This window comes from Rhodococcus sp. 06-221-2, from assembly GCF_002258365.1.
Taxonomy (GTDB): Bacteria; Actinomycetota; Actinomycetes; order Mycobacteriales; family Mycobacteriaceae; genus Rhodococcoides; species Rhodococcoides fascians.
This window is the reverse complement of the sequence record NZ_NOYJ01000024.1, coordinates 230,417-253,572: the sequence shown is the minus strand read 5'-3', so window position 1 is coordinate 253,572 and position 23,156 is coordinate 230,417. Positions and strand designations below refer to the sequence as shown.

Genomic DNA, 23,156 nt, shown 5'->3' with positions numbered 1-23,156 from the left:
GGCCTCCCACATTTGTGGCTCTACCGGCCAGGACCCACTCCTGTCGGCAACCCACGCTTACATGCGGAGGGGCCCCAGCCAAGACCTCCATACCGTCTACTCGGGAACAGAGCTGACGGTGAACGGCTCGACGGGTTCTCCCCCACGCTTGTCGAACTGACTGTTGACCACCAGTAGTCGATCATCCACTGCTGCAACGGTTGTGGGGTAGGCAAACGATGGGTCCGTGATTTCGCCGGTGACCGATCCGCGCCGGCCATCATCGTTGAGGTCGACCTTCGAGATCAGACCGTCGCGATTGCGGACGACATACAACGTGTCGTCGTCCATCTCCATGCCATCGCCGTTCATGAGCGTCGCCCCACCGAGGTCGACCTGGGTGACCTCTTTCGAGGTCTTGTCGATCCGGTACAGATTTCCGGTGCTGGACTGCACAACGATCAGCGCCGATTCGTCGTCGTTCTCGACGATGCCGTTGGCATTGAAGCCCTCCCCGTAGACGAACGGGCTGCCGTCGAAGTTCACGAACGTCTCCATCGGAGCGTCCTGCGTCCCAGCCACGATTTGGTCGAACGGAATGCGGTACAGCGCCGGGCTGCGTGAATCCGTCACAAAGGTATCGCCGTTGTCGGCAATCGCAACGTCGTTGAGGAACGTCGCGTCGGTGCCGAGACCGTTGGTGAACGTGGCTACCAAATCACCGGAGTTGGCGTCGTACACCCACACCTTGCCTGTCGCTCCTCCGGCGATCACCAAGTAGTCGGGCCGATCGTCGTCATCGAGCACGTCGAGTCCGGCAGCACCCGTGCGTCCATCCGCGCCTCCGGGCAGAAACACCGACACGTCCGGCGATCCGACGGTTCCGCGGAACACGGCACCGTCGGAAGTGGAGGTGACGTAGAACGTGTCGTCGGCGGCGGTGATGCCTTCGGGGAAGACTCCTGTGCCCGGCAGGTTGTAGACGCCGGCGTTCGATGGGCCGGACGAAGCCGATACAGACGACGGAGCGGACGACGCCGGAGCTGACGATTCAGTGGGAGCGGAAGCGGGGGTCGGCTCCGGATCGGAGGACCCGCAGGCACCCAGCAGGAGTGTGGCGGCGGCAACAACGGGCAGTACCTGGAGGGCTCGTTTCACCCTCGCGAGTGTTCCATATGTCTCAATTTCTTGGCATTTCTCCTGGTGAGCAGATTTTCGGTCGAGACGTTTCGTACAGTCGTAGTCATGAGTGAGCTCTCCACCCTTGGCGCGACCAGCACTGAACTCGGCGGAATCGCCGGGTGGGCGGTGAGTTTGATGGAGGCGATCGGCGGTCCCGGTGCCGGTATTGCCGTCGCTGCCGAGAACTTCTTCCCGCCGCTACCCAGCGAGATCATCCTGCCGTTGGCCGGCTTCACCGCATCTCAGGGCGGGATGACGCTCTTCGGTGCATTGTTCTGGACGACGGCCGGATCGGTGCTCGGCGCTCTGGTTCTCTACTGGCTGGGCATCAAACTCGGACGTGACCGGATGTACGCCATTGTCGAGAAGATGCCGTTCGACGGAACCGAGGATCTGACGAAGGCCGAGGACTGGTTCACCAGACACGGTCGGTCGGCGGTGTTCTTCGGCCGCATGATCCCGGTGGTTCGCTCGGGCATCTCGATTCCGGCCGGTGTGTCACGGATGCCGGTACTGCAATTCACGTTGTACACCACGCTCGGCAGCCTGATCTGGAACTCCATATTCGTGCTGGCCGGTTACTTCCTCGGCGAGAATTGGCATTACGTGGAGAACTACGCCTCGGTGTTCCAGTACATCGTCATCGGCATCGTTGTGGCGCTGATCGCGTGGTTCGTGGTGAAGAAAATGAAGTCGAGGCGCGTCGAGGTTGAGTGAACCTCACAGATCGTCGATATCGATGAAGCCGTCCTGCAGAGCCCTCGCCAACAATGCCGCTTTGGTGGGTGCCGTGCGCCCCACCGCGGAGTACTTGGCTCGGATCCGGGACAAGTGGGTGTTCACAGTTCCCATCGACAGATAGAGCGCCCGCGACGCCTCCGACTTGGAGTCGGACACCAGCCACGTGGTGAGCACTTCGATTTCACGAGCGCTGAGCCGCGGATCGGAGCCTTCGTGGATGCGGATGTCGAGAATTGTCATGAAAATCCTTGATATCGGGCACCACCGCTGTCCCGGCGGCGCGAACACAGCACATCACACCGCACTCTTTCCGTTGGGTCACTCCGGATGATGACCGAGGTCGCTCTCACTCGAGAGTGAGTACTGTCACCGGCACCGTCACGGTCGGTCTCACCTCGGTAAAGTCCGTCCCCATGAACGAGCTCGACGCGACTGCCACCCATTTCGTCGAGGCGGCCGTCACATTGTTGGTCGCGGATCCTCGACGAATTCTCGACCGCGGTATGCGCATCGAGGACGTCGTCCACGCATCCGACTCGTCGACAGCGACGTTCTTCCGCAAGTTCAGCACCAAGGCCGACTTTCTCGACAAGGTGGTCGAGCAGCTGGCCCGGACCTCGCTGCCCACCGACGTCCACGAAACAGTTCGCAGCCAGGTGACGAACGGCGGTGCATCGATTCGCTCGACGGTGACGGCGCTCGTTGCGCAGTACTTCCCGGCAATCGTCGACCGGCAAAGCATCACCGAGTCTCTTCTGGACCACGTTTTCGGCGGACCGTCGTCCCCGACCCTGTTGAGTGAGTACCGCGTCCGAGACGAAGCCGTACTGGGCGCGTTCGAGGCACTGTTCGACCCCGACGGCGGGGCCTTTCGCCGTCCCTTCACAGCCCGAACGTTCGCAGTGACGGTCAACGCAATCATCGATGGATTTCGCCTCCGCAGTCAGGCGGACGCCGCGTCCGTATCGGCCGAGGTGATGTCCGACGCGGTGCTTGCCTTTCTCGGGGCCGTCGTCGACACGTCCGGACGTCATCAGCACCTCGATGATGTGGGAGAAGTCGATTCACCGGTCGAGGAACGCCTGCTTCCTCGCGATCCTCGCGCTGCGATCGTCACAGCTGCGCGCGACGAGTTCGGAAAGCGTGGCTACTTCATGACGCGAATGGACGACGTCGCCGACATCGCAGGAGTGCCGAGGACGGCCTGCAAGACACTGTTTCCGACCAAGCCGTCCGTCATCGTTGCAGCCCTGCAGAATCGGGTCGATCATCTTCGCGAGTCGGTAGCCGACGACCAGTTGCTGGGCCTCGATGAACTCACGATTCTACGAAATCACATGCTGCGGTGCGCGCAGCTCGCCGCCGACGAAGTCGAATTCATGGACGCGCTCCTCGTCGCCGTCGCACACGACACGTACGGCGAGCCGGAGGGGTTGATCTCGATCAAGGAGAAACTCAACCTGCCGGCAATCATCGGGCCGGTCATCGCGCGGGGCCAGGACAGCGGGGTGTTCCGAAAGAGCTCGAGCCCAGTCGATCTCGCAGCAGGCATCACCAATACGCTGCTGATGCGATGCTTCACACGAAGACAGAACAGCCCGCAGGACAACGCGAACTTCGTCGCTGAACTCCTCCTCGACGGTCTCGGTGTGCACTGAGCATCGACCGAGTGCGTGTTATCGGACCCGCCGGATGCCGTCCGCGAAATCGTCGAGAGCGGCAAGTATCTCCTCGGCCTGCCACACCCTGTTTCGTCGCCCCTTCGACGTCTGGTGCAAAATTCCCACCTCGGTCAGCTTGTCGATTGCCCGCTGAGCCGCAATCTCGCTGACGGCGAAAGTGTTTCGTACGTAGGCGTTGTCGACGACCGGTTGCGCCACCAGCGCGTCGAGTAGTTTCCACACAACCGAGTCGCTGCGTGCGACGACGCGATCGGTGTACTCGGTTCTGACGTCGGACAGCTCGTCTACCAATCGCCGCCCACCTTCGACGGCGTGGAACGTGGCAGCGGTGAGGCTTCGCACGATCGCCTCGACATCCCCGGCGCGGTAGGCATCCAGACTTCGGAAGTAGCCTGCGGTGTCCGTGAGGAGCCCAGCAGACAATGGAACCGTCACTCGCTCCGTCACTTCTGCCCTCCGCAGCATCGCGTGGACTATGGCTCGGCCCGTTCGCCCGTTTCCGTCCGTGAACGGGTGAAGCGTTTCGAATTGCGCATGCGTGACGGCGATATGCGGGATGACGGGCAAGTCCGAACGAGCTGCGAACTCGAACAGGTCGGCAAGTGCACCCGGAAGCCGGTCGTGGTGCGGTGGAACGAAAGCGGCACGGTGCGGGCCTATGTCCGATCCCCCGATCCAGACTTGCTGAGTTCGCCATTGCCCCGGGAACGGATCGCCGTTGGACTCCATCAGCGATCGGTGCATCTGAAGCACGCTTGCTTCTCCGATCGATGATCCGACCTCGAGTGCTGCTTCCATCGCACGGACGTTTGCCGACACGATCGAGGCGTTCCGCGTTGTGGGCGCACCCAATTCGGCGAGTGCAAGTGCCCTGGCTCCCACGGTCAGATTCTCGATCTGCGAGGACGCCGAGCTTTCCGTCCGCAACAGAATCGAACTCATGGGTGCAAGTTCCACTGACGAACCGAGCCGCTCAGAGGCATAGTGGTCGAATCGAACGATCTCACGGAGGGCGTCCTCCGACTCCGCGATCAGCTGCGCAGGCAGGTTCAGCTCTACCTCTGCAATACGCGGCGGTACAGCTGCTCGATAGTCACCCTGATGCAGCCGCCTCTGGGCGCGCGACGTGTACGAATCGGCGACACGCCACGGCCGGCTCTCGAACTCCACCGCAGGCCAGGATGCACCGGCCTCACCGTCTGCCATTATGTGACCATACCAAACCTTATTTGTATATAGTTTGGTATGACCCGCTAAACCGTACGATCGGCACGCTCGAACAGTGTCGAGATGCAGGTCGACTCCGCCGATGGCAGCTACCTTTTACAGTCAGGCTCGAAGCTGGCCATTGTGCAGCCGCTCCCCTGAGTCAGTCGTTCGGAACGCGGTACCGGCCGCCTCTGACGATAAATACCGTGTAACCCAGAACGGCCAACATGTAGAGCCCCGTCGGGACCGCAAGAACCCACACGTTGGCCCCGTCATCCGCCGTCGTACCCGCAACGCCGCCGAACCAGGCCAACAGCAAATTGGTTGAAACACCGATCCAGTCGAGGTCCTCGGGAACTTTTCGATTCAATGCAGGTCGGTTCTCGGCTGCGGTCCAGTAGTCGTGCATGCGTCGAGTCGGGAGATTCACGTACTGAGCCGGCAATTTCGGGAACCACCATCGAACGCTCGCGAACAGCCCGATCAGCAGAAATCCGGTGCCGCCCATCGTGAGGAGGAAAGACAGCTTCGAGTCCATCCGATCCACCTGACCGGATCCGTCGTAATGAGCGGGTATCTCGTCGCCCGCGGTGACGGCGACCCAGACGAGAACACCGATGAAGACGAGACTGGACAGCAGTAGGGCAGCGCGCGAAAGCTTCATCCCAGTCAACATTAGCGCCTGCGGCAGTGGTGTGGTGCTGAGCCTCTGGGTCGCTCCGCAGGCTATGCTCCTGTGCCACAGACGGCACCTATCCGCACCACTGCCGGAGGCACCGATGCCCAACAACGAGTTCGGAGACTTTCAGACTCCGATCGAGTTGGCGTGCGCGTTGGTCAACGCCCTGCCTCGTCGCGAATGGACCCGCGTCCTGGAACCCACCTGCGGTGTCGGGAACTTCCTGTCGGTGATGGCCCGGACTCATCCTGAAACAGAGCGCGTCGGGATCGAGGTGCAGCCCGAGTATGCCTCGTCAGCAGCACAATTCGGCAGGATCATCACAGCGTCGATCTTCGACTTCGATCTGGCCCGAGATATCGAGTGGAGTTCGGGGCCCGGCGCGACCCTCGTGATCGGCAACCCACCGTGGGTCACCAACTCGCAACTGTCGGTGCTCGATTCCGCCAATCGACCCGCACGCACGAACACGAAGAACGCTCGCGGCATCGACGCCATCACCGGCAGCTCCAACTTCGATATCGCAGAGTTCATTTGGATCAAGTTGCTCACCGAATTCGCAGATCGACCCGCAACCATCGCGATGATCTGCAAGACCCAGGTAGCTCGAAACGTTCTGCTGCACTGTGCTCGGCATCAGCTTCCGGTGACCGGTTCGAGCCTACGAATGGTCGATGCCAAAAAGTGGTTCGACGCAGGGGTCGATGCCTGCTGGTTCCTTGTCGAACTCGGGCCGGGCCAGACCGACTACACCGCAGAGACATTTCCGAGCATCGATGCGTCGCAGCCGGACAACAGAATCGGAGTCGTCGACGGCCAACTCGTCGCGAACGTCGATGCGTACCAGCGCAGCAAGCACTTCGACGGTGCCAGCCCTCTGGTGTGGCGGCAAGGCATCAAGCACGACGCCACCGCGGTGATGGAGTTGGCCGAGAATGGCGGCCCGCGAACCAAACTGGGAACCGGCGTGGACATCGAAGCCGACTACCTGTTCCCACTCTTCAAGTGCACCGATGTCTACCGCGACAAGCTGGACTCGGTGTCCAGGTGGATGATCGTGCCGCAGTCGCATACCGGTGACGACACCGAGCAGTTGGCGCACACCGCACCGAAGTTGTGGGCATACCTCAACGCCAACACCGCGGCGCTCGACGGCCGGAAGTCGTCGATCTATCGCAATAGAACCCGGTTCTGCATCTTCGGTGTAGGCCCGTACACGTTCGCGCCGTACAAGATTGCGATTTCCGGGTTCCACAAGATTCCACAATTCAGGATGGTCGGTCCCTACGACGGCAAACCAGCGGTGTTCGACGATGCCACCTATCTGCTCCCTTTCGAGGACCCCGCAGCCTGCTCCGTCGCCCACGCGTTACTGACCGGGCCCGAAGCCACCGATCTCATTGCTGCTCTGGCATTCTGGGACAGCAAGCGGCCCGTGACGAAGAAGCTCTTGCAACGCATCGACCTCGCGGCGATCGCCCGGGCGACCGACCCCGTCGTACTGAGTGAGCGTTCCGCAGCGGCGGCAGCTGCGCACGGTCTGGTATTCGAGGCAGCATTGCTCACTCGCGCGGTGGATCTCGCGAGAGGCAAAAAGCTGTGACTGTCGATCCTCCTCAGCGACCACCCGTTCCAGAGCTGGTCCCTTTTTTATCGGCGGTGGCATGTTCGTGGTGGCTACCGCGGCGAAGTGGAGCGCGTTGATCTTCGTGTCTATCTTCCTCTGCGTATTTGCCGGTTTCGCAGCCCTCATTTCGACATGACTGTCCCGTCAGAGTCGGCGCATGATCGCACTGTCCGGCATCATCAACCTGCTGTCGGGCCACATACAGAAGTCGCGCCGACGCAGTGGAGGCGTCACAGATCGGTCTTGATCGTTTCGGCCAATCGGTCGAGGTACTTGGCGTTGCGTTTGTAGTGCACCCACGGCCCAATTTTGGTGCTGGTCACCAGGTGGGCGCGTTGTAGCACCGCCATGTATTGCGAGGCAGTCGACTGCGAGACGCCCGCTCTGGATTGAATGTGTTTGAGGCACACCCCTACCTGTTCGGCCGGTTCGAGCTGCGGCGGAAAGTCACTCGGGTCCTTGAGCCATTGCATGATCGCCAATCGCGCCGGGTTGCTGAGAGCACCGAACACTGCCGCCAGCTCCGCAGGATTCAGTTCGTCAGCCACCCTCGAAGCGTACCCCAATATCGCAATATCGCGATCTGTGGTCTACTTACTCGGACATCGCAATATCGCGATATTCAGATAAGGAGAAGCCGATGAAGACAGCAGTAGTCGTGGGGGCCAACGGCGTGATCGGCGGAAATTTGGTCGAACACCTGCAGCGGACCGGGGATTGGAAAATCATCGGCCTGTCCCGCCGCGGCGGTATCGACAGCGAACGCGTCCAGCACATTGCGGTGGACCTGCTCGACGGCGACGAGACCCGACGCCGACTCTCGCACCTGACGGACGTCACGCACATCTTCTACGCCGCATATCAGGAACGCCCGACGTGGGCCGAGCTGGTGCCTCCCAATCTGGCGATGCTCGTCAACGTGGTCACCGTGATCGAGGACAGTTCTCCGAACCTGGAACACGTCAGCCTGATGCAGGGTTACAAGGTCTACGGGGCGCATCTCGGACCGTTCAAAACCCCTGCGCGCGAAAGCGACCCACCGCACATGCCGCCCGAGTTCAACGTCGACCAACAACAGTTCCTCGAAAGCCGTCAGGTCGGAAAGAGGTGGTCCTGGTCGGCTATCCGGCCATCGGTGGTGTGCGGTGTAGCGCTGGGAAATCCGATGAATCTGGCCACCGTCATCGCTGTCTACGCCACCATGTGCAAGAAGCTGGGCGTACCCATGCGATTCCCGGGCAAGCCCGGTGCTTTCGAATCTCTGCTGGAAATGACCGACGCATCGTTGCTCGCCGAAGCGACCGTCTGGGCCGCAACCACTCCCGCGTGTGCGAATCAGGCGTTCAACATCACCAACGGAGACCTGTTCCGCTGGAACGACATGTGGCCGCGCATCGCGGACATCTTCGGGTTGGACACCGCCACCCCACTGCCGATGTCGCTGGCCGACGTCATGGCCGACAAAGAGCCACTGTGGAATTCGATTGTGTCCGAACACGAGCTGAAGCCCACTCCTTACCGCGATGTGTCGTCCTGGGCATTCGGTGACTTCGTGTTCTCGTGGGACTACGACGTCATATCCGACGGCTCCAAGGCCCGCCGCATGGGTTTTCATCGTTTCGTCGACACCGAGGCGATGTTCGCCGGCATCGTCACAGATCTTCGGCAGCAACGAATCATTCCCTGAGCGAATCGGGCTCAGTGGTTCCGCACCCCGGGAGCTGTGGAGGCATAGGCTTTTCGACGCACGCCCCCGACAAGGAGATCGCCATGTCAGTGAAGTCCGAATCGACGTCCACTCGGCACGTGATGCCCAAGAAGCAACTACTCGCAGTCAGTATCGGCAATGCCGTCGAGTGGTACGACTGGACGGTCTATGCGACATTCTCGATCTACTTCGCGACCCAGATCTTCTCCGGTGACAACCCGGCTGTGGCTCTGTTGAGCACCTTGGCGACGTACTCGGTGGCGTTCTTCTTCAGGCCGCTCGGGGGCTTGCTGATCGGACGTTTTTCCGATCTGAGAGGGCGACGTCAGGCAATGATCCTGACGATCGCGATGATGTCGGGTGGGTCGTTCGCGATCGCGGTCCTCCCCACGTTTTCCGTAGCAGGGTGGATCGCTCCGATTCTGCTGTTGCTGGCCCGGATCGTCCAGGGCATGTCGATGGGCGGTGAAGTCTCCAATGCGTCGGCCTACCTCGCCGAGATCGCCCCGAACAATCGGCGGGGGCGATACTCGTCCTTCTATTACATCTCCACCGGCACGGCCATTCTCCTTGCCTCACTACTTGGCGCGTATCTGACCTTCGTGCTCGACGACGACCAACTGAGCTCGTGGGGCTGGCGCGTACCGTTCGTCATCGGCGGGCTGCTCGGAGTAGTGGGACTCTGGATGCGACGCGGCATGGCCGAAGCCGACAACCAGGAACGCAACGCAGTGAAGGCGAAGGCCGTGCGAAACCCGTTGTGGGTGACCATGAAGCACCATCCTCGTGCCGTCCTGCAAGTCGTGGGATTCGTTCTCCTCGCCACTCTCGCCTACTACACGTTCTTCTCCGCGATGACGCCCTACGCCGTCAAGCAACGCGGAGCGGAGGCCAACGACGTGTTCGTGGCCTTGTCGATTGCGACAGCGATGTTCGTCGCGTTGCAGTACCCCATGGGCGCTCTCGCGGACCGCATCGGCCGCAAGCCGCAATTGCTCACCTACGCTGCACTGTTCGCGATTCTGATCATCCCGCTCTCCAAGCTGATCGGGCCGTCGTTCGTCAAACTGCTGATCGTCTTCTGCGTCGGCCTGCTGCTGTTCGCGATGTGCTCGGCCATCATTCCTGCCGTTCTGGCCGAAGCCTTCCCGGCAGAGCTTCGAGGTGTAGGTATCGGGGCCTGGTACAACCTCACGGTTGCGTTGTTCGGTGGCACCGCTCCCCTACTGGTCAATGCCTTGTCCGACGCAGGCCACGCCGACTGGTTCTTCTACTATCTCGCTGCAGCAGCTGTGATCTCGTTCTTGACGATGGTGTGGATGCCGGAGAAGCGTGGCCAGGACCTGGACTGATTCTCGGCGACACTACGATCGGATGACACACCGTCCGAGGCCGTAGGAGAGTCAATGCACCCGTTCGACGCAGCAGTCGCACTCGAGAGTGTCGGCGAGGGCACGTACGCCGGACGTACGTCGCCGTCGTACAACAACATGGTCGGCCCGTTCGGCGGAATCACTGCTGCCTCGTTCGTCCGGGCCATCGAGCTCCATCCCGACTGCCAGGGAACACCGGTCTCGTTGACGGTGAACTTCGCCGGTCCTGTCGCCGAGGGTGATTTCGAGATCTCGGCTCGCCCGGTGCGGACCAACCGAAGCAACCAGCACTGGTATCTCGAACTGACTCAGAACGGTGCGGTGGCGACGACCGCGACCGCGGTGTTCGGTTCGCGTCGCGAGACCTGGGACAACATCGAGGCGACGGTCCCTGACGTTCCTTCCCCCGCCGACACGAAGCAGGGCGGTCTTCCCGACGCCATCGCGTGGGCACAGAACTACGAGATGCGTTTCGTGCACGGCGCACTGAGCGATCAGGAGTCCGCTGACTCGACCGAAACTCTGTGGATCCGCGATACACCACCGCGGCCGATGGACTTCGCGGCCCTGACCTCGCTGAGCGATGTGTTCTATCCGCGGATCTTCCAGCGGCTCGGCAAGTATGTTCCGGCGGGGACGATCTCGTTGACTACCCATTACTTCGCTACGCCCGAGGATCTCGAGCAGCATTCCGACGGATACGTCCTCGGCACCGCGCGGGCACGCCGATTTCACCAGGGCTACTTCGACCAGACTGCCGAATTGTGGACCGAGGGCGGGATTTTGCTGGCAACCAGTCACCAGATGGTCTACTACAAGGTGTGACTCACCGACGACTGTTCGAGCAGTCGTCGTACCGCGCCCCTCGCACCGTTGTCCTGCAGCGAACGCTTGGCTCGCTGGTACGCACCTCGTAGTCGCGGGCTAACCGAGAGGTCCCCGAACACTGCGCGATTGGTCAGGAACGCTCCGGGATTGTCGTGGTCTTCCCACGACAGTCGCTGCAGACGCTCCGCATCGGCGTCGATCATGGGAACGTCCCCACGCTCGTACACCCCACACCATCCGGCGAGTATCAACGCGCAATGATCGACGGTCCGATCGTGCGCCAACCGATCTCGCAGTACCGGCAGCACGAACTTGGGAATCCGCGCGGAGGCGTCGACGATCTGACGTTCGAGGGTGTCTCGAACGGCCAGGCTCGAAAATCGTTGCAGCAGTTGCTCGATGTAGGCATCCAGGTCGATCCCCGGCACCGGCGCGAGCGTCGGGGCAGCCTCCGCACGCATGTACGATGCGACGAATTCACGCATGTCCGGATCCGCCATCACCTCGTGAACGTGGGTGTATCCGGCGAGGATGCCGAGGTAGCTCATGGCCTGGTGGGATCCATTGAGCAGCCGAAGTTTCATGTGCTCGTACGGTGCGACATCGGAGACGAGTTGCACTCCTACTTCGTCGAACGGTGGCCGCCCGAACGAGAAGGTGTCTTCGAGTACCCACTGCGAGAACGATTCCGACTGAACGGGCCAGCGGTCGTCGATGCCGAAATCACGTCGCAGGTCGTCGACGACGGTGGGCGTCGTGGCCGGGGTGATGCGGTCGACCATCGAATTGGGGAACGCGGTCGTGGCATCGATCCAGTCGGCCAAGTCGCTGTCGTGGTGGCGCGCGAAGGACGTCAGCGCGGTGCGGGTGACCGCGCCGTTGTGGACGATGTTGTCGCACGACATCACGGTGAACGGCGGGACTCCATGGAATCGACGGGTGGCAAGAGCCACGGTCAGAAAACCGAAGACGCTCTTCGGTATGGAGAGATCCTCGAGATCCGCCAGCACCGACGGGTCGGTGGGCTCGAACGCGCCCGTCAGATCGTCGACGCCGTAACCGCCTTCGGTGATGGTCAGGGACACGATCATCGTGGACGGTGAACTGAGCACATCGATGACGGACTGAGGATCGTCGGGTGCGAAGACGAAATCGGCGACGGAGCCGACGATTCGGGCGTCACGTATGCCGTCGGGGTCGACGGTCACGAGTGTGTAGAGGTAGTCCTGGGCGTCGAGGACCTCTCCGATTCTCTTGTCCTGGGGCAGTACTCCTACCCCGCACAGCGCCCAGTCCAGGTGCCCGGCCGCGAGCAATCGGTCGAAGTAGACCGCCTGATGTGCGCGGTGAAACGCACCGACACCGAAATGAACCACACCGCAGTGCAGTTCGTCCGCGTCGTACTCGGGCCTCGCGACGGTCGCCGGTAGGTGTTCCAACGTGGTGCGACGAAGCTCGGTCATGACTTCGGTCCTCGAGTCGGCTGAAGATGAAACGGACGTGGTGAGCGGTGGCGCTCCCGGGCAGGTTCTGCCACCAGGAGCACCACCGCAGTTCAGGGGTGAATCAGCAGGACGACTTGTAGACGTACTGTGCGCCTTCGCCGTCGATGTTGTCGGCGGTGATGACGTGGAAGCCGGTGGAGATGTCGGCGGTGACCGGCTTGTCATCGATGGCAGCCATGGCCTGCTCGACGCCATCGGTGCCGATGGTGCCGGGCTGCTGAGCGATCAGTGCTTGCACCGTTCCCTCACGAAGCTGCTTGACCTGCGCCGGGCCCGCATCGAAGCCGACGATCTTGACCTGATCCTGCTTGCCCGCCTGCCGAACTCCGGTTGCGGTGCCCTCGGCCGCAAAGGTGTTGGCAGCGAAGATGCCGACGATGTCGGGGTCCTTGGCCAGTGCGGCCGAGACCAGCCGGGCTGCTTCGGCCGGATCGTTGTGGCTGTACTGCACGCCCAGGTAATCGAAGGCCGAGTTCTCTCCGACGGCTTCCTCGAAGCCTTCCACTCGGGCATCGGCGGTGGAGACTCCCGGATCGGTGGAGATCACCAGTACCTTGCCGCCTGCCGGGCTGAGCCGCTCGATGGCGCTGAATGCCTCTGCGCCGCCGCCCTTGTTGTCGGACGAGATGGAAGAGACCGCGATGGACGGATCTTCGAGAGTGGTGTCGACGAGGACGACCTTGATACCGGCCTTGGAGGCTGCCTCGAGGGGTGCCTGCATGGCCGCGACGTCGGTGGGCGCGATGAGAATGGCCGACGGCCGTGATGCCACAACCGAATCCACGATCGGCTTCTGCAGCGTCGGGTCGAACTTCACCGGCCCCTGGGTGTCGACGGTGACGCCTGCGTCCTTGGCCGCGGCCTCGATTCCGCACTGCATGCTGATGTAGAACTCGTCGCCGCTGACGCCCTGGATGAAGGCGATCTTGCCGCTGCCGCCACCGCTTCCGGAGTCGGACGAACAACCCGCCAGGAACATGGCGGAGACCGAAGCGACACTCAGTGCAACGACGGCGGTGCGTGATGTGATCATGGTCGACTTTCTTGTAAGGGGTTGCGAGTGAGGGAGTTCAGGGCCGGTCCGAAGCTAGGGACTTCGAGACCAGAGTCTCTTGAGGGAGCTGGGCGACTGGCCTCGACTTGCGGCGTCGCGTCGACGTTGGTCGAAGTACACCGCGGCGATGAGAACCGCACCGACGGCGACCTGCTGCCAGAAGGGCTGTACTCCGACGATGACGAAGCCGTTCTGCAGTACGGCCGGGATGAACAATCCGACGACGGTGCCGAACATGGTGCCGATGCCGCCGAACAGGCTGGTTCCACCGATGACCACTGCCGCAATGACATTGAGGTTGGTCTGGGACTGGCCGGCGATCGCGGTGGTGCCGTACTGGGACAGCGATAGTATGCCCGCCAATCCGGCGAGGGTGCCGGAGAGTGCGTAGATCTTGACCAGATGCATGTCCACCTTGATGCCGACGCGGCGAGCGGACTGCTCCTTGGAGCCGACGGCGAAGGTGTAGAGGCCGAACTTGGTGCGGTGCAGAACGATTCCGAAGATGACGACCAGCACCAAGGCGATGCTCGAGATCAACGGGATGGTGGTGGCAGGCAGGTTTCCGTAGCCGATCGTGTCGACGAGAACCGGTGGTACGTCGCGGATGTCGACGCCGCCGGTGATGACCTGCGACAGACCGAGCGCCCCGCCCAGTGTGCCGAGTGTGACGATCAGCGGAGGCACTTTCGCCTTACCGATCAGAAATCCGTTCAGCAGGCCCCAGCACAGGCCGCATCCCAGCGCCACCACGATGCCGACGGCCGCCACGCCCCAGCCGTCGCCGCCGATCGCGGCCATCGTCTTCGCCGACACCACGCCGGAGAAGACGAGCACCGAGCCGACCGAGAGGTCGATGCCGCTGGTGACGATCACGAACGTCATGCCGATCCCGAGGACGGCCAGGATGGAGACGTTCTGGATGATCTGCCGGATGTTGCCCCATTCGGGGAAGCTGCCGGGGGCCATGATCGAGAACACCAGGCAGATCGCCGCCAGCACGAGCACGATCTGAAAAACCTGGACTCGCGCCAATTTTCCGAGCGACTCGACGAGATCGAACGTGTGCCGTGACGGCCTGTCGCCGGGAGGCAACGGCTCGAGCGATGGGGAGATGGTCTGGTTGCTCATCGTGTTGCTCCGGTGGTTGCGCCGGTCATCGCACCGACGAGTTCTTCCATGGTCGTGTTCTTGGCGTCGAGGGTGGCCACGCGCTTGCCCATCCGCAGCACCTGGACGCGGTCGGCTACTTCCATCACGTGCGGCATGGAGTGGCTGATGAACACCACGGCCACTCCCCTGTCCGCCACCCGGCGGATGGTGTCGAGGACGTTGCGCGTCTGCACCACACCGAGGGCGGCGGTCGGTTCGTCGAGAAAGACGACGCCCTTGGCCCAGGCGACGGCACGCGCGATGGCGATGGCCTGTTGCTGGCCGCCGGACATCGATCCCACCGGGACGGTGAGGCTGCGGACGGTGGCACCGAGTTCGTCGAGCGCATCCTGTGATTGCTTGCGCATCGTGGAGACGTCGAGGAAACCGAGGCGGCCGAGCGGCCCTTTGGCCGGTAGTTCGCGTCCGAGAAACATGTTCTGTTGCGCGTTGAGATGCGGAGCGAGCGCGAGATCCTGGAACACCGTCTCGATTCCGAGCTCTGCCGCCACCGTCGGACTGTCGAGATCGACTGCGGTGCCGTCGAACAGGATCTCTCCGGTGTCGACGGCCAGGCTGCCCGAAAGAGCCTTGACCATCGTGGACTTGCCTGCGCCGTTGTCGCCGATGAGGGCGACGACCTCACCCGGGTAGATGTCGAAGTCTGCGTCGTCGAGGGCGCGCACGTTTCCGAAGCTCCTCGACAATCCCCTCGCTTCGAGGATCGGTGTCGCAGCAGGTGCAACGGTGGCCATGGGTACTCCTCGGTCGAATGGAAACGTTCGGGTGTGGGACAGGACGCCCCCGCCGACGCCGGTGCAGCACGGTTCGAGAACTGGGCCTGCGCGGCATGTCGAGCTCCCTGCGGGGCTCGCTGTGTTAACGAGTGTGACCCACACAACTCGCATTGTCACGTGTTTCGCGAAAATTCATGTCACCGGTGACATGGCCTGTCGACCCGGCAGTTGTTCCGCCGCAGTACGAGGCCGATATCCGACCACGGAGTACCGTCTCTGAACTGGACAAATGGACGATCTACACCGTTTTCGCGACGGGAACGACGCGCTGCGGTACCGTCCATGACACCGATGACATACGCGTCCACTCCGGGACGAATGACACCGATGACATGACCACTCGGAACAGTGAAGGTAGACCCCCATGGCGAAGTTCGACGGCCGCAAGATCTTGGTGACAGGTGCCAGCGGAGGCATCGGCTCGGCAACGGTTCGGCGCTTGGTGGCCGACGGTGCCGACGTCGTCGCGGCGGGCCAGTCGGTGGACGCGCTCGACAAGCTGGCCGACGAGACCGGGGCCACGCCCCTGGCGTTCGATCTGACGTCCGAGGACAGTGTTCGCGACGCCGTCGCGGGCCTCGAGCTGTACGGGGTGGTCAACTGCGCCGGTTTCGGCGGCGAGATCGCCACGCCTCAGGACACCGACATCTCGATCTTCGACAAGGTCATCGCCATCAATGCGCGCGGCGCACTGTTGGTCATCAAATACACCGTCCCCGCCATGATCGCCGCGGGCACCGGAGCCATCGTCAACGTCTCGAGCCAGGCCAGTCTCGTCGCTCTGACCGGACACATCTCCTACGGGTCCTCGAAAGCAGCCTTGGACAACATCACTCGGGTCTCCGCACTCGAACTCGGCCGCCACGGCATTCGCGTCAACGGTGTGAACCCGACGGTCGTCATGACGGAGATGTCGGCGTTCTACTGGGGTCGCCCGGAGATCGAGGAGCCGTTCCTGGCGCAGATGCCGCTGGGACGCTGGGCCACCGAGGACGAGATTGCCGCGCCGATTGCCTTCTTGCTGAGCGATGATGCTTCCATGGTGACCGGAGTGTCGTTGCCGGTGGACGGCGGCTACACCAGTCGCTGACGGGACGAGGACGAGCAGACGGGGTAGATCATGACCACCATGCAAGACGTCGCGGCGCTGGCCAAGGTCAGTGCCAAGACCGTCTCACGGGTGTACAACAACGACCCGCACGTCGATCCCGATACTCGTGCCCGCGTTGCCGAAGCGCTCGAGTCGCTCAACTATGTGCCGAACACGATGGCGACCTCCTTTCGCAACGGCCAGACGGCGGCCATCGGTGTCGCCGTCCCGGACATCGACGACCCCTTCTTCTCCTCCATCGCACGCGCCGTGGAGGAACGGGCCCGCCAGGACGACATGGCAGTTCTCGTCACCAGCCTCGGTCACGACGGAGATCAGGAACAGGCTTTGGTGGAGTCACTGCTGCGGAGGCAGTTGAGCGGCTTGATCATTGCGCCGACGGGTGCAGACCACGCATATCTGGAGCGCTGGCTCGACAAGACACCGACGGTGTTCGTCGACCGCGCACCCGACGGCCTCAAAGCCGACAGCTTCGTCGACGACGATCACGGCGGGGCGGTGTTGGCCACCGATCATCTGCTCGATTTGGGTCATACCCGCATCGCCGTGATCGGCGACAGTGCCGGGATCCCGACCAGCCGCAATCGATTGGCCGGATATCGAGAGTCGTTGCAGGCGCGGGGAATCGAGTTCGACGAGGCACTTGTCGCTCTGGGTGTGCTGGACCGCGGGGATGCGCGTGTGGCACTGACCGACTTGACTGCACTCGACAGTCCGCCTACCGCACTGTTTCTGTCGAACGCGCGAGTGGCGATGGCCTGCGTGCCCGTTCTACAGCAGATGAATTTGCTGCATCTGGCGTTCGTCGGATTCGGCGACTTTCCCCTCGCCGATGCAGTGATGCCACCGGTGACGGTGATCGATCAGAACCCGGCTCGGCTCGGCCATCTGGCCATCGAACGACTGTTGGGTCGAATCGAGAATCCTGGGCGTCGTTTCAAACGACGCAACATCCTCGGCGTCGAGCTGATCGAGCGCGAATCCTGCACTCCCGGAACCACTCACACCATCAGCTGAGCCCGAGTTCTCGGGCCACGAGATCGGCTTGCTGCGCGGTCGTCAGTTCGGCGTCGACGCGCAGGTGCGGGATGCGCGGCGTCCGAGCGGGCGGATCCACCGGCCGGTGGGCATCGCGATCCGCCCCACGAGCGGCCCGGCGTCGCGCCAGGAGCTCCGGCGATCCGTCGACGTGGATCACCTTCGTTGCAGCAGGGGACAATTCGTTCACCAGGAGCGTCCATTCGGGCGCGCCCGTCAATTCGCGGGTGAAGGGCGCAACGAGGACGGGTCGTTGACCGAGCTGTACGAGATCCCGGGCAGCGGCGCGCACCACGGCGTAGCGCCCGGCGCGAATCCGCTCCGAATGTGGACCGACACTGTTCCAGTGTGGGCCTTCGATCAGCGAATCCAGTTCGTCCAGTAGCGGATTGGTGAGGGTGTCGAGGTCGAGCAGGGCCGTACCGAGACGGCGCGCCAGCTCTCTACCCAGCGTCGTTTTGCCACTGCCCGCCGCGCCTGCAACCACCAGGACCGGTAGAGATTCCCGTTCGATTCCGAGGACGTCTTGACAGACATGAGGCATAGCGGGAATCATACAAGACAACGTTGTCTCGCATACGTGCTACAGCGACACACTTCCTCCGATCGAGAGTTCACGTGACCGAGCGCGCCAGCATCAAAGACGTCGCCGCATTGGCGGGCGTCAGCTTCAAGACCGTCTCACGCGTCGTCAACGGCGTGGATACGGTCCTGCCGGAGCTACGCGAGCGGGTCGAGGCTGCGGTGCAGACACTGAACTACGTTCCGAACTCCGCCGCCAGGTCCCTGAAATCGGGGTCAGGCAACACCATCGGGATCGTCGTCGACTCCATCGACGACGTCTTCTTCGCATCCTTGGTCAGTGCCGTCGAAGATCGCGCACTCGAACACGGGCTCGCCGTCATCGTCGGCAGCACCGGCTTCGATGCCCAGCGCGAACGGGATCAGCTGGCCCTTCTGGCCGGACAACACGTGCGGGGCATCATCCTCGCGCCGGTCGGCGACCACAGTGACTTCCTCGTACCGCGGCGTCGCACACTGCCCACGGTCACCATCGACCGCTCGATCACTGGTTTCGATTCCGTCATCGTGGACGATTACGGTGCCGCCAAGCGAGCCGTCGAGAAATTGGTGGCAAGCGGGCACACGCGAATTGCCCTGCTCGGCTTCGACGATCGCTTGCAGACCGCGCAGTTGCGCAGGCAGGCATACCTCGACGTTCTCGCCGATCTCGGCCAAGAGCCGGAGGCCGCGCTCGCCCCTCCGGTATCCCACGCCGCAGATTCGGTGCGACCGGTGGTGAAGACGCTACTGGCGCAGCGCAATCCACCGACTGCGTTCTTCGTCGCCAACGCTCGACACGCGACCGCCGTGGTGTCGGTTCTGCACGAGATCGGTCGCACCGACGTCGCCATGGTGTCGTTCGGCAATTTCTCGCTCGCCGATGCCGTCAGCCCATCGGTGACCTGCATCGACCAAGATCCGTATCGCATAGGCACCCTCGCATTCGACCGCCTGGTACAGCGGTTCGACGATCCCTATCTCGAACCCGAGCAGCAGATTGCGCCGACCACTCTGGTGGAACGACTTTCACATGCACTCCCTCTACCCGTACAGAAATGAGACCAACTCCGTGAACCCCAGACTTGTTGCGGGACTGGACCTCGGGAGCACCGGCGTCAAAGTACTCGTCACCGACGATGCCGGCACCGAACTGCTCATCGAGCAGAGTCCCACACCGTGGCGGCACGGCCCGGGCGGAACCACCGACCTCGCCGCCGAGGACTTGCTGACCACCATCGGGCAGTTGCTCGACGCCGTCGCGCGTCGACTGCCCGACGTCACCGGCGATCCGGCCGCCCGCATCGACGCCATCGCGGTGTCCGGGATGGGCGAGACGGGCTTTCTTCTCGATGAAGACAACGTTGTCCGCGCGCCGGCTTTCGCGTGGTTCGATCCGCGCGGTCAGCAGCAGGTCGACAACCTGCCGGCCGAATTGCGCGACCGGTTCGCCGGCAAGACGGGCCTTCCCGTCGGCGTGCAGGTCTCCGTCGTCAAGATCGCACACCTTCGCGACAACGGACTGAGCTTGAACGGGCTTCGCTGGTTCAACCTGCCGGAGTTCGTCGTACTGTCCCTCGGTGGCCGGCCGGTGGCCGATTACTCGCTGAGTTCGCGCACCGGACTACTCGATCAGGACAGCGGCGAGCCGTGGTCGGAGATGTTGGCGCACTTGGGTGTCGGCACCGACTTCATGCCGCCACTGGTCGACGCCGGAACCGATCTCGGAACTGCCGACTCACCAACACTTCCCGAGACGATTGCCGGAGCTCGATTGACCGTGGCCGGTCACGATCATCTCGTCTCCGCGGTGTCGGGCGGAGCTATCCCGCCCGACCGCTACCACGTGTCGATGGGCACCGCCGAGGTGCTGCTGCGGGTACTCGACGCTCCGTTGACCACGGCCGCGCGGAGCAGGCTCGCCGACCATCTCATCAACTCGGTACGCCATGTGGTGCCGGGCCAACATGTACTCGTTGCCGGAGTCAAGACCGGCTTGCTGATGCGACGGGCGTTGCAGCTGTGCGACATCAGCGATCGTGCCGGCCGCGACCTACTGGACCAGCGAGTGTGCGCCCTGCCTCCAGGTGGGCCGTTCACCGACGGTGGTATCGACATCGCCGGTGCCCGCAACGACGACGGCGTTCTGTCCATCACGGTCCGGACCGACGGGATCGATTCGGCGGAGCTGTTCCGTTCGATTCTGTTGCACGGCAACGACGAAGTGGCTCGACTCATCGAGGCACTCGACGCCGAGGTGCCGCCAGCCAGGACGACATTGCTCACCGGCGGCTGGGCCGGGATGGCCAGCGTGCGAGACGCGCGAGCTCAGGTGCTGCCCGGCGTCTCGGTCTCGACCCGATCCCAGGACACCGCCTACGGTGCAGCGCTGTTCGCTGCCCGCCTACTGACGCTCATAGAAATCTGAGCCCATATTTCTGCAGTGAGACAACGTTGTCCCACTCGCGCTCGACCCCAACACCCACCAGGAGAAGAAGATGAACGAACTCACCACCCTCGAACGTCGCGGAATGGCTGCCATTTCCACCGAAGACGGCAACATGCTCATCGTCGCGGGAGATCAGCGCAACGGCATGAAGGCCGTCATGAAGGACGCCGTCGACGGGCCGGGCTCGATCACCGTCGAGCAGCTCGCCGAGGCCAAGGCCGATCTGGTTCGCTACCTCGGCAACCACGCGCCGGCCATCCTGCTGGACCCGGAGGTGGCACTGCCGAAGATCGTCGACGACGGTGTGCTTTCACGGGGCACCGCTTTGGTGGTCGGCATGGATGCGTCGGGCTTCGAGGAGACCGGCGGTCTGCGCTACACCCGTTTCGTCGACGGCGTGACCCCGCGCGTGGTGCGTGACCTCGGCGGCGATGTCGCCAAGATGCTGTTCTACATGCGCCCCGAGCAGCAGGGCGTCGATTCCCGTGTTGCCGAGGAGATCCGCGACCTCGTCAAAGCTTGCTCGGCCGAGGGTCTGCTGCTCATCGTCGAGATCTTGACGTACCAGCTCGAGGGCGAGTCGGACGAGGACTACAAGGCCGGCTTCGGCAAGATCATCGCTGATTCCACGCGCATTTCGGTCGAGTGCGGTGCCAAGGTGCTCAAGCTCCCCTACCCCGGTTCCGCCGAGGCCTGCGCTGCCGTCACCGAAGCGGCACAGGGTGTTCCGTGGGCCGTGCTGTCGGCGGGCGTCGATCACGAGACGTTCATCGAGCAGGTCCGCATCGCCGTCGCCAACGGTGCGCGCGGAGCGATGGCAGGCCGGTCACTGTGGAAGGACAGCATGGCTGTCTCTGCCGAGACCCGCGAGGATCTGCTCACCAACCGCGCACTCCCCCGGCTGCGTGAGCTGAACGCGGCCGTCGACGCCTGATCGGCGTCTTTCAACCGAGCCCGTGGGCGAACACGGGCTCGGTCGACGCCGTCTGGGTAGCGTGAACCCATGACGGAAGACTCGAAGCACATCGATATCGTTGCCGCGCCCGGAGTGTTCGCCGACCTGCAGACCGCGCAAGAGCTGGTCGCGAGGGCGCTGTCCGCCCGCGGTCTGTCGGGCGGAATTGTCGACGCTGCAACCGGTTCCGATGAGGTCGTCGTCGTTCCCGGCGATGGAGCACAGGTCGATACGTCGTTGTACAGCAGCGTCGTTCGCGTCGACTTCGGTCAGTGCGCGCCGGATCGGTCCGAGGGGATTCGCGCCCATATCCGGGGCCGCGGTCTCGACGGCCTCCGGTTCGCGATCGACACTGTCTACTTTCATCGCTTCCACCCCGGCACGATCGTGACGTACGGAGATCACCCCGAGCAACGCGTCGAGTTGCGGGTGCCGGAAGGCGACGGACCCTTTCCCGTCGCCGTACTGATTCACGGCGGGTACTGGCGTTCGCGGTGGGAATTCGACCTGATGGATGCGATGGCGGTCGATCTGACCGCACGCGGCTACGCCACCTGGAATGTCGAATACCGCCGACCCGACGAACACGGGTGGGATGCGACGACCGAAGATGTCGCGGCTGCTCTCGCCGCGCTGGAGACGGCACCCGCCTCGCTGGATCTGTCTCGAATTGTCCTGATGGGTCATTCCGCGGGAGGCCAACTGGCCCTGGGACTTGCGGCCGATTCTGTCGGCGAACGGGTGGCCCCTGCCCTGGCGGTGAGTCTGGCCGGGGTGCTCGACCTGAAAGTCGGCGACGAGCGGTGGCTCGGGGAGGGTGCGGTATCGAACGCCATCGGTGCCCGCTATGCCGAGGCCCAGCGCATCTACGAGGAGTCGTCACCGATGTCTCGACTGCCCCTCGGCGTTCCACAGCTGGTGGTGTCCGCAGTGGCCGACGATCCCAATCTCTTGGAGATCAGCCGCGCGTACTACGCCGCCGCATCCACGACTTCCGATTCCGTTGCTTCGGTCGAAGGACCGGGCGGGCACTTCGCCGTCGTCGATCCCACGTCGGAGATCTGGGTCGACATCGTTGCGGCGGTAGATGCCGCCCTGATGTAACTCGACCTCAGTCGGTGGTGATCGACAGAATCACCCGCGGCTTGCGGCGTCGAGCAATGATCAATTCGACGAGCATGACGATGCGGTACTCGAAGCCGTATTTCTTCTTCAGCACCGAGGTCGGTCTCGAGGCGGCGTCTCCGGTGACGATGGTCGCCGAGCCGGTTACCGCCACGGCGTCATCGGGCACCGCTCCGCGCCGACTGCACGGGCGGAGCTCCACGCGATCGGAGTTCCTGATGCGCTTGACCTTGCCGCTCTCCGCGGGAGTGATGACGACCAGGTTGTCGCCGTCTCGGGCGATCCACACCGGCGTCGATACCGGCGCACCGGATCGACGGAAGGTGGTGAGCGAAACGAATGCCTCGTCGCCGAGGGCACGAGCGTCATCCGAAGTAGTGGCCATGAGTACCAAGTTACGC

At 63.0% G+C, this 23,156-nt stretch carries 23 protein-coding genes; 12 read left to right on the top strand and 11 right to left on the bottom strand.

From position 1 onward, the window contains the following. Nucleotides 1-96: 96 nt before the first annotated feature. Nucleotides 97-1,137 (bottom strand): SMP-30/gluconolactonase/LRE family protein, encoded by a 1,041-nt coding sequence (locus CH281_RS12625; protein ID WP_032406892.1) that lies wholly within the window; start codon nucleotides 1,135-1,137, stop codon nucleotides 97-99. A gap of 87 nt (nucleotides 1,138-1,224) precedes the next feature. Here CH281_RS12625 and CH281_RS12620 point away from each other — a divergent pair, with 87 nt between their 5' ends. Next, nucleotides 1,225-1,878 carry a DedA family protein gene (locus tag CH281_RS12620; protein WP_032406893.1) on the top strand — a complete coding sequence of 218 codons (654 nt, stop codon included), beginning with the start codon at nucleotides 1,225-1,227 and terminating at the stop codon, nucleotides 1,876-1,878. 3 nt (nucleotides 1,879-1,881) lie between these two features. Here the strand turns inward: CH281_RS12620 and CH281_RS12615 are convergent, their stop codons facing one another. Next, entirely contained in the window at nucleotides 1,882-2,142 is a 261-nt protein-coding gene (locus tag CH281_RS12615; protein WP_027497717.1) for a LuxR C-terminal-related transcriptional regulator, read from the bottom strand. Between the two features lie 173 nt (nucleotides 2,143-2,315). Between CH281_RS12615 and CH281_RS12610 the strand changes: the two genes are divergently transcribed. Then, a complete protein-coding gene (locus tag CH281_RS12610; protein WP_032406980.1) occupies nucleotides 2,316-3,560 on the top strand; it encodes a TetR family transcriptional regulator C-terminal domain-containing protein in 1,245 nt (414 codons plus the stop codon). 18 nt (nucleotides 3,561-3,578) lie between these two features. On the opposite strand, the gene CH281_RS12605 is transcribed toward CH281_RS12610, so the two are convergent. After that, the gene (locus CH281_RS12605; protein ID WP_032406894.1) at nucleotides 3,579-4,790 is read right to left on the bottom strand and encodes a Fic family protein; all 1,212 of its coding nucleotides are present in this window, start codon (nucleotides 4,788-4,790) and stop codon (nucleotides 3,579-3,581) included. A 163-nt stretch (nucleotides 4,791-4,953) separates the two neighbouring features. Further along, on the bottom strand, nucleotides 4,954-5,457 hold the full coding sequence (locus tag CH281_RS12600; RefSeq protein ID WP_052060609.1) for a hypothetical protein: 504 nt from the start codon (nucleotides 5,455-5,457) through the stop codon (nucleotides 4,954-4,956). A 115-nt stretch (nucleotides 5,458-5,572) separates the two neighbouring features. On the opposite strand from CH281_RS12600, the gene CH281_RS12595 reads away from it, so the two are divergent. Next, the gene (locus CH281_RS12595) at nucleotides 5,573-7,075 is read left to right on the top strand and encodes a restriction endonuclease subunit M (protein WP_032406896.1); all 1,503 of its coding nucleotides are present in this window, start codon (nucleotides 5,573-5,575) and stop codon (nucleotides 7,073-7,075) included. A 254-nt stretch (nucleotides 7,076-7,329) separates the two neighbouring features. Here the strand turns inward: CH281_RS12595 and CH281_RS12590 are convergent, their stop codons facing one another. Continuing rightward, the gene (locus CH281_RS12590) at nucleotides 7,330-7,572 is read right to left on the bottom strand and encodes an ArsR/SmtB family transcription factor (protein WP_241258210.1); all 243 of its coding nucleotides are present in this window, start codon (nucleotides 7,570-7,572) and stop codon (nucleotides 7,330-7,332) included. Between the two features lie 167 nt (nucleotides 7,573-7,739). Between CH281_RS12590 and CH281_RS12585 the strand changes: the two genes are divergently transcribed. From CH281_RS12585 to CH281_RS12575, 3 genes are all read left to right on the top strand, one after another. Next, nucleotides 7,740-8,786 carry an SDR family oxidoreductase gene (locus tag CH281_RS12585; protein ID WP_032406897.1) on the top strand — a complete coding sequence of 349 codons (1,047 nt, stop codon included), beginning with the start codon at nucleotides 7,740-7,742 and terminating at the stop codon, nucleotides 8,784-8,786. Nucleotides 8,787-8,869: 83 nt separating this feature from the next. Further along, nucleotides 8,870-10,159 (top strand): MFS transporter, encoded by a 1,290-nt coding sequence (locus CH281_RS12580; RefSeq protein WP_032406898.1) that lies wholly within the window; start codon nucleotides 8,870-8,872, stop codon nucleotides 10,157-10,159. A gap of 54 nt (nucleotides 10,160-10,213) precedes the next feature. After that, nucleotides 10,214-11,005, top strand: a complete 792-nt coding sequence (locus CH281_RS12575; RefSeq protein ID WP_032375211.1) for an acyl-CoA thioesterase — start codon at nucleotides 10,214-10,216, stop codon at nucleotides 11,003-11,005. Here the strand turns inward: CH281_RS12575 and CH281_RS12570 are convergent. The 4 genes from CH281_RS12570 to CH281_RS12555 form a co-directional block, all read right to left on the bottom strand. Further along, nucleotides 10,993-12,471 carry a mannitol dehydrogenase family protein gene (locus CH281_RS12570; RefSeq protein ID WP_052060611.1) on the bottom strand — a complete coding sequence of 493 codons (1,479 nt, stop codon included), beginning with the start codon at nucleotides 12,469-12,471 and terminating at the stop codon, nucleotides 10,993-10,995. The two genes, CH281_RS12575 and CH281_RS12570, sit on opposite strands and share 13 nt — an antisense overlap. Nucleotides 12,472-12,574: 103 nt before the next feature. Next, nucleotides 12,575-13,546, bottom strand: a complete 972-nt coding sequence (locus tag CH281_RS12565; protein ID WP_032406899.1) for an ABC transporter substrate-binding protein — start codon at nucleotides 13,544-13,546, stop codon at nucleotides 12,575-12,577. Nucleotides 13,547-13,600: 54 nt separating this feature from the next. Beyond that, entirely contained in the window at nucleotides 13,601-14,698 is a 1,098-nt protein-coding gene (locus tag CH281_RS12560) for an ABC transporter permease (protein ID WP_032364378.1), read from the bottom strand. Further along, nucleotides 14,695-15,474 carry an ATP-binding cassette domain-containing protein gene (locus tag CH281_RS12555; protein ID WP_032364377.1) on the bottom strand — a complete coding sequence of 260 codons (780 nt, stop codon included), beginning with the start codon at nucleotides 15,472-15,474 and terminating at the stop codon, nucleotides 14,695-14,697. The genes CH281_RS12560 and CH281_RS12555 overlap by 4 nt, the downstream gene beginning before the upstream one ends. Before the next feature lie 406 nt (nucleotides 15,475-15,880). On the opposite strand from CH281_RS12555, the gene CH281_RS12550 reads away from it, so the two are divergent. Both CH281_RS12550 and CH281_RS12545 read left to right on the top strand, forming a co-directional pair. After that, the gene (locus tag CH281_RS12550; protein WP_027497731.1) at nucleotides 15,881-16,606 is read left to right on the top strand and encodes an SDR family oxidoreductase; all 726 of its coding nucleotides are present in this window, start codon (nucleotides 15,881-15,883) and stop codon (nucleotides 16,604-16,606) included. Nucleotides 16,607-16,636: 30 nt separating this feature from the next. Next, nucleotides 16,637-17,644 (top strand): LacI family DNA-binding transcriptional regulator, encoded by a 1,008-nt coding sequence (locus CH281_RS12545; RefSeq protein WP_032406900.1) that lies wholly within the window; start codon nucleotides 16,637-16,639, stop codon nucleotides 17,642-17,644. On the opposite strand, the gene CH281_RS12540 is transcribed toward CH281_RS12545, so the two are convergent. After that, complete coding sequence (locus CH281_RS12540; RefSeq protein WP_072692177.1) at nucleotides 17,637-18,209, bottom strand: AAA family ATPase; 573 nt, start codon at nucleotides 18,207-18,209, stop codon at nucleotides 17,637-17,639. The genes CH281_RS12545 and CH281_RS12540 overlap by 8 nt on opposite strands. 74 nt (nucleotides 18,210-18,283) lie before the next feature. On the opposite strand from CH281_RS12540, the gene CH281_RS12535 reads away from it, so the two are divergent. From CH281_RS12535 to CH281_RS12520, 4 genes are all read left to right on the top strand, one after another. After that, nucleotides 18,284-19,288 (top strand): LacI family DNA-binding transcriptional regulator, encoded by a 1,005-nt coding sequence (locus tag CH281_RS12535; protein WP_032406901.1) that lies wholly within the window; start codon nucleotides 18,284-18,286, stop codon nucleotides 19,286-19,288. Between the two features lie 10 nt (nucleotides 19,289-19,298). Next, nucleotides 19,299-20,654, top strand: coding sequence for an FGGY-family carbohydrate kinase (locus tag CH281_RS12530; RefSeq protein WP_032406983.1), 1,356 nt, complete (start codon nucleotides 19,299-19,301; stop codon nucleotides 20,652-20,654). A 70-nt stretch (nucleotides 20,655-20,724) separates the two neighbouring features. Beyond that, nucleotides 20,725-21,609, top strand: a complete 885-nt coding sequence (locus CH281_RS12525; RefSeq protein WP_032406902.1) for a tagatose-bisphosphate aldolase — start codon at nucleotides 20,725-20,727, stop codon at nucleotides 21,607-21,609. 69 nt (nucleotides 21,610-21,678) lie between these two features. Next, nucleotides 21,679-22,734, top strand: a complete 1,056-nt coding sequence (locus CH281_RS12520; protein ID WP_052060613.1) for an alpha/beta hydrolase — start codon at nucleotides 21,679-21,681, stop codon at nucleotides 22,732-22,734. 7 nt (nucleotides 22,735-22,741) lie between these two features. Here the strand turns inward: CH281_RS12520 and CH281_RS12515 are convergent, their stop codons facing one another. Then, entirely contained in the window at nucleotides 22,742-23,140 is a 399-nt protein-coding gene (locus CH281_RS12515; RefSeq protein WP_032406903.1) for a PPOX class F420-dependent oxidoreductase, read from the bottom strand. Between the last annotated feature and the right edge of the window lie 16 nt (nucleotides 23,141-23,156).

Excerpts from the sequence above, each read along its gene's own strand:
- CH281_RS12620 (WP_032406893.1), top strand. The coding sequence starts at position 1,225 with ATGAGTGAGCTCTCCACCCTTGGCGCGACCAGCACTGAACTCGGCGGA.
- CH281_RS12615 (WP_027497717.1), bottom strand. The coding sequence starts at position 2,142 with ATGACAATTCTCGACATCCGCATCCACGAAGGCTCCGATCCGCGGCTC.
- CH281_RS12610 (WP_032406980.1), top strand. The coding sequence starts at position 2,316 with ATGAACGAGCTCGACGCGACTGCCACCCATTTCGTCGAGGCGGCCGTC.
- CH281_RS12605 (WP_032406894.1), bottom strand. The coding sequence starts at position 4,790 with ATGGCAGACGGTGAGGCCGGTGCATCCTGGCCTGCGGTGGAGTTCGAG.
- CH281_RS12600 (WP_052060609.1), bottom strand. The coding sequence starts at position 5,457 with ATGAAGCTTTCGCGCGCTGCCCTACTGCTGTCCAGTCTCGTCTTCATC.
- CH281_RS12595 (WP_032406896.1), top strand. The coding sequence starts at position 5,573 with ATGCCCAACAACGAGTTCGGAGACTTTCAGACTCCGATCGAGTTGGCG.
- CH281_RS12590 (WP_241258210.1), bottom strand. The coding sequence starts at position 7,572 with ATGCAATGGCTCAAGGACCCGAGTGACTTTCCGCCGCAGCTCGAACCG.
- CH281_RS12585 (WP_032406897.1), top strand. The coding sequence starts at position 7,740 with ATGAAGACAGCAGTAGTCGTGGGGGCCAACGGCGTGATCGGCGGAAAT.
- CH281_RS12580 (WP_032406898.1), top strand. The coding sequence starts at position 8,870 with ATGTCAGTGAAGTCCGAATCGACGTCCACTCGGCACGTGATGCCCAAG.
- CH281_RS12575 (WP_032375211.1), top strand. The coding sequence starts at position 10,214 with ATGCACCCGTTCGACGCAGCAGTCGCACTCGAGAGTGTCGGCGAGGGC.
- CH281_RS12570 (WP_052060611.1), bottom strand. The coding sequence starts at position 12,471 with ATGACCGAGCTTCGTCGCACCACGTTGGAACACCTACCGGCGACCGTC.
- CH281_RS12565 (WP_032406899.1), bottom strand. The coding sequence starts at position 13,546 with ATGATCACATCACGCACCGCCGTCGTTGCACTGAGTGTCGCTTCGGTC.
- CH281_RS12560 (WP_032364378.1), bottom strand. The coding sequence starts at position 14,698 with ATGAGCAACCAGACCATCTCCCCATCGCTCGAGCCGTTGCCTCCCGGC.
- CH281_RS12555 (WP_032364377.1), bottom strand. The coding sequence starts at position 15,474 with ATGGCCACCGTTGCACCTGCTGCGACACCGATCCTCGAAGCGAGGGGA.
- CH281_RS12550 (WP_027497731.1), top strand. The coding sequence starts at position 15,881 with ATGGCGAAGTTCGACGGCCGCAAGATCTTGGTGACAGGTGCCAGCGGA.
- CH281_RS12545 (WP_032406900.1), top strand. The coding sequence starts at position 16,637 with ATGACCACCATGCAAGACGTCGCGGCGCTGGCCAAGGTCAGTGCCAAG.
- CH281_RS12540 (WP_072692177.1), bottom strand. The coding sequence starts at position 18,209 with ATGCCTCATGTCTGTCAAGACGTCCTCGGAATCGAACGGGAATCTCTA.
- CH281_RS12525 (WP_032406902.1), top strand. The coding sequence starts at position 20,725 with ATGAACGAACTCACCACCCTCGAACGTCGCGGAATGGCTGCCATTTCC.
- CH281_RS12520 (WP_052060613.1), top strand. The coding sequence starts at position 21,679 with ATGACGGAAGACTCGAAGCACATCGATATCGTTGCCGCGCCCGGAGTG.
- CH281_RS12515 (WP_032406903.1), bottom strand. The coding sequence starts at position 23,140 with ATGGCCACTACTTCGGATGACGCTCGTGCCCTCGGCGACGAGGCATTC.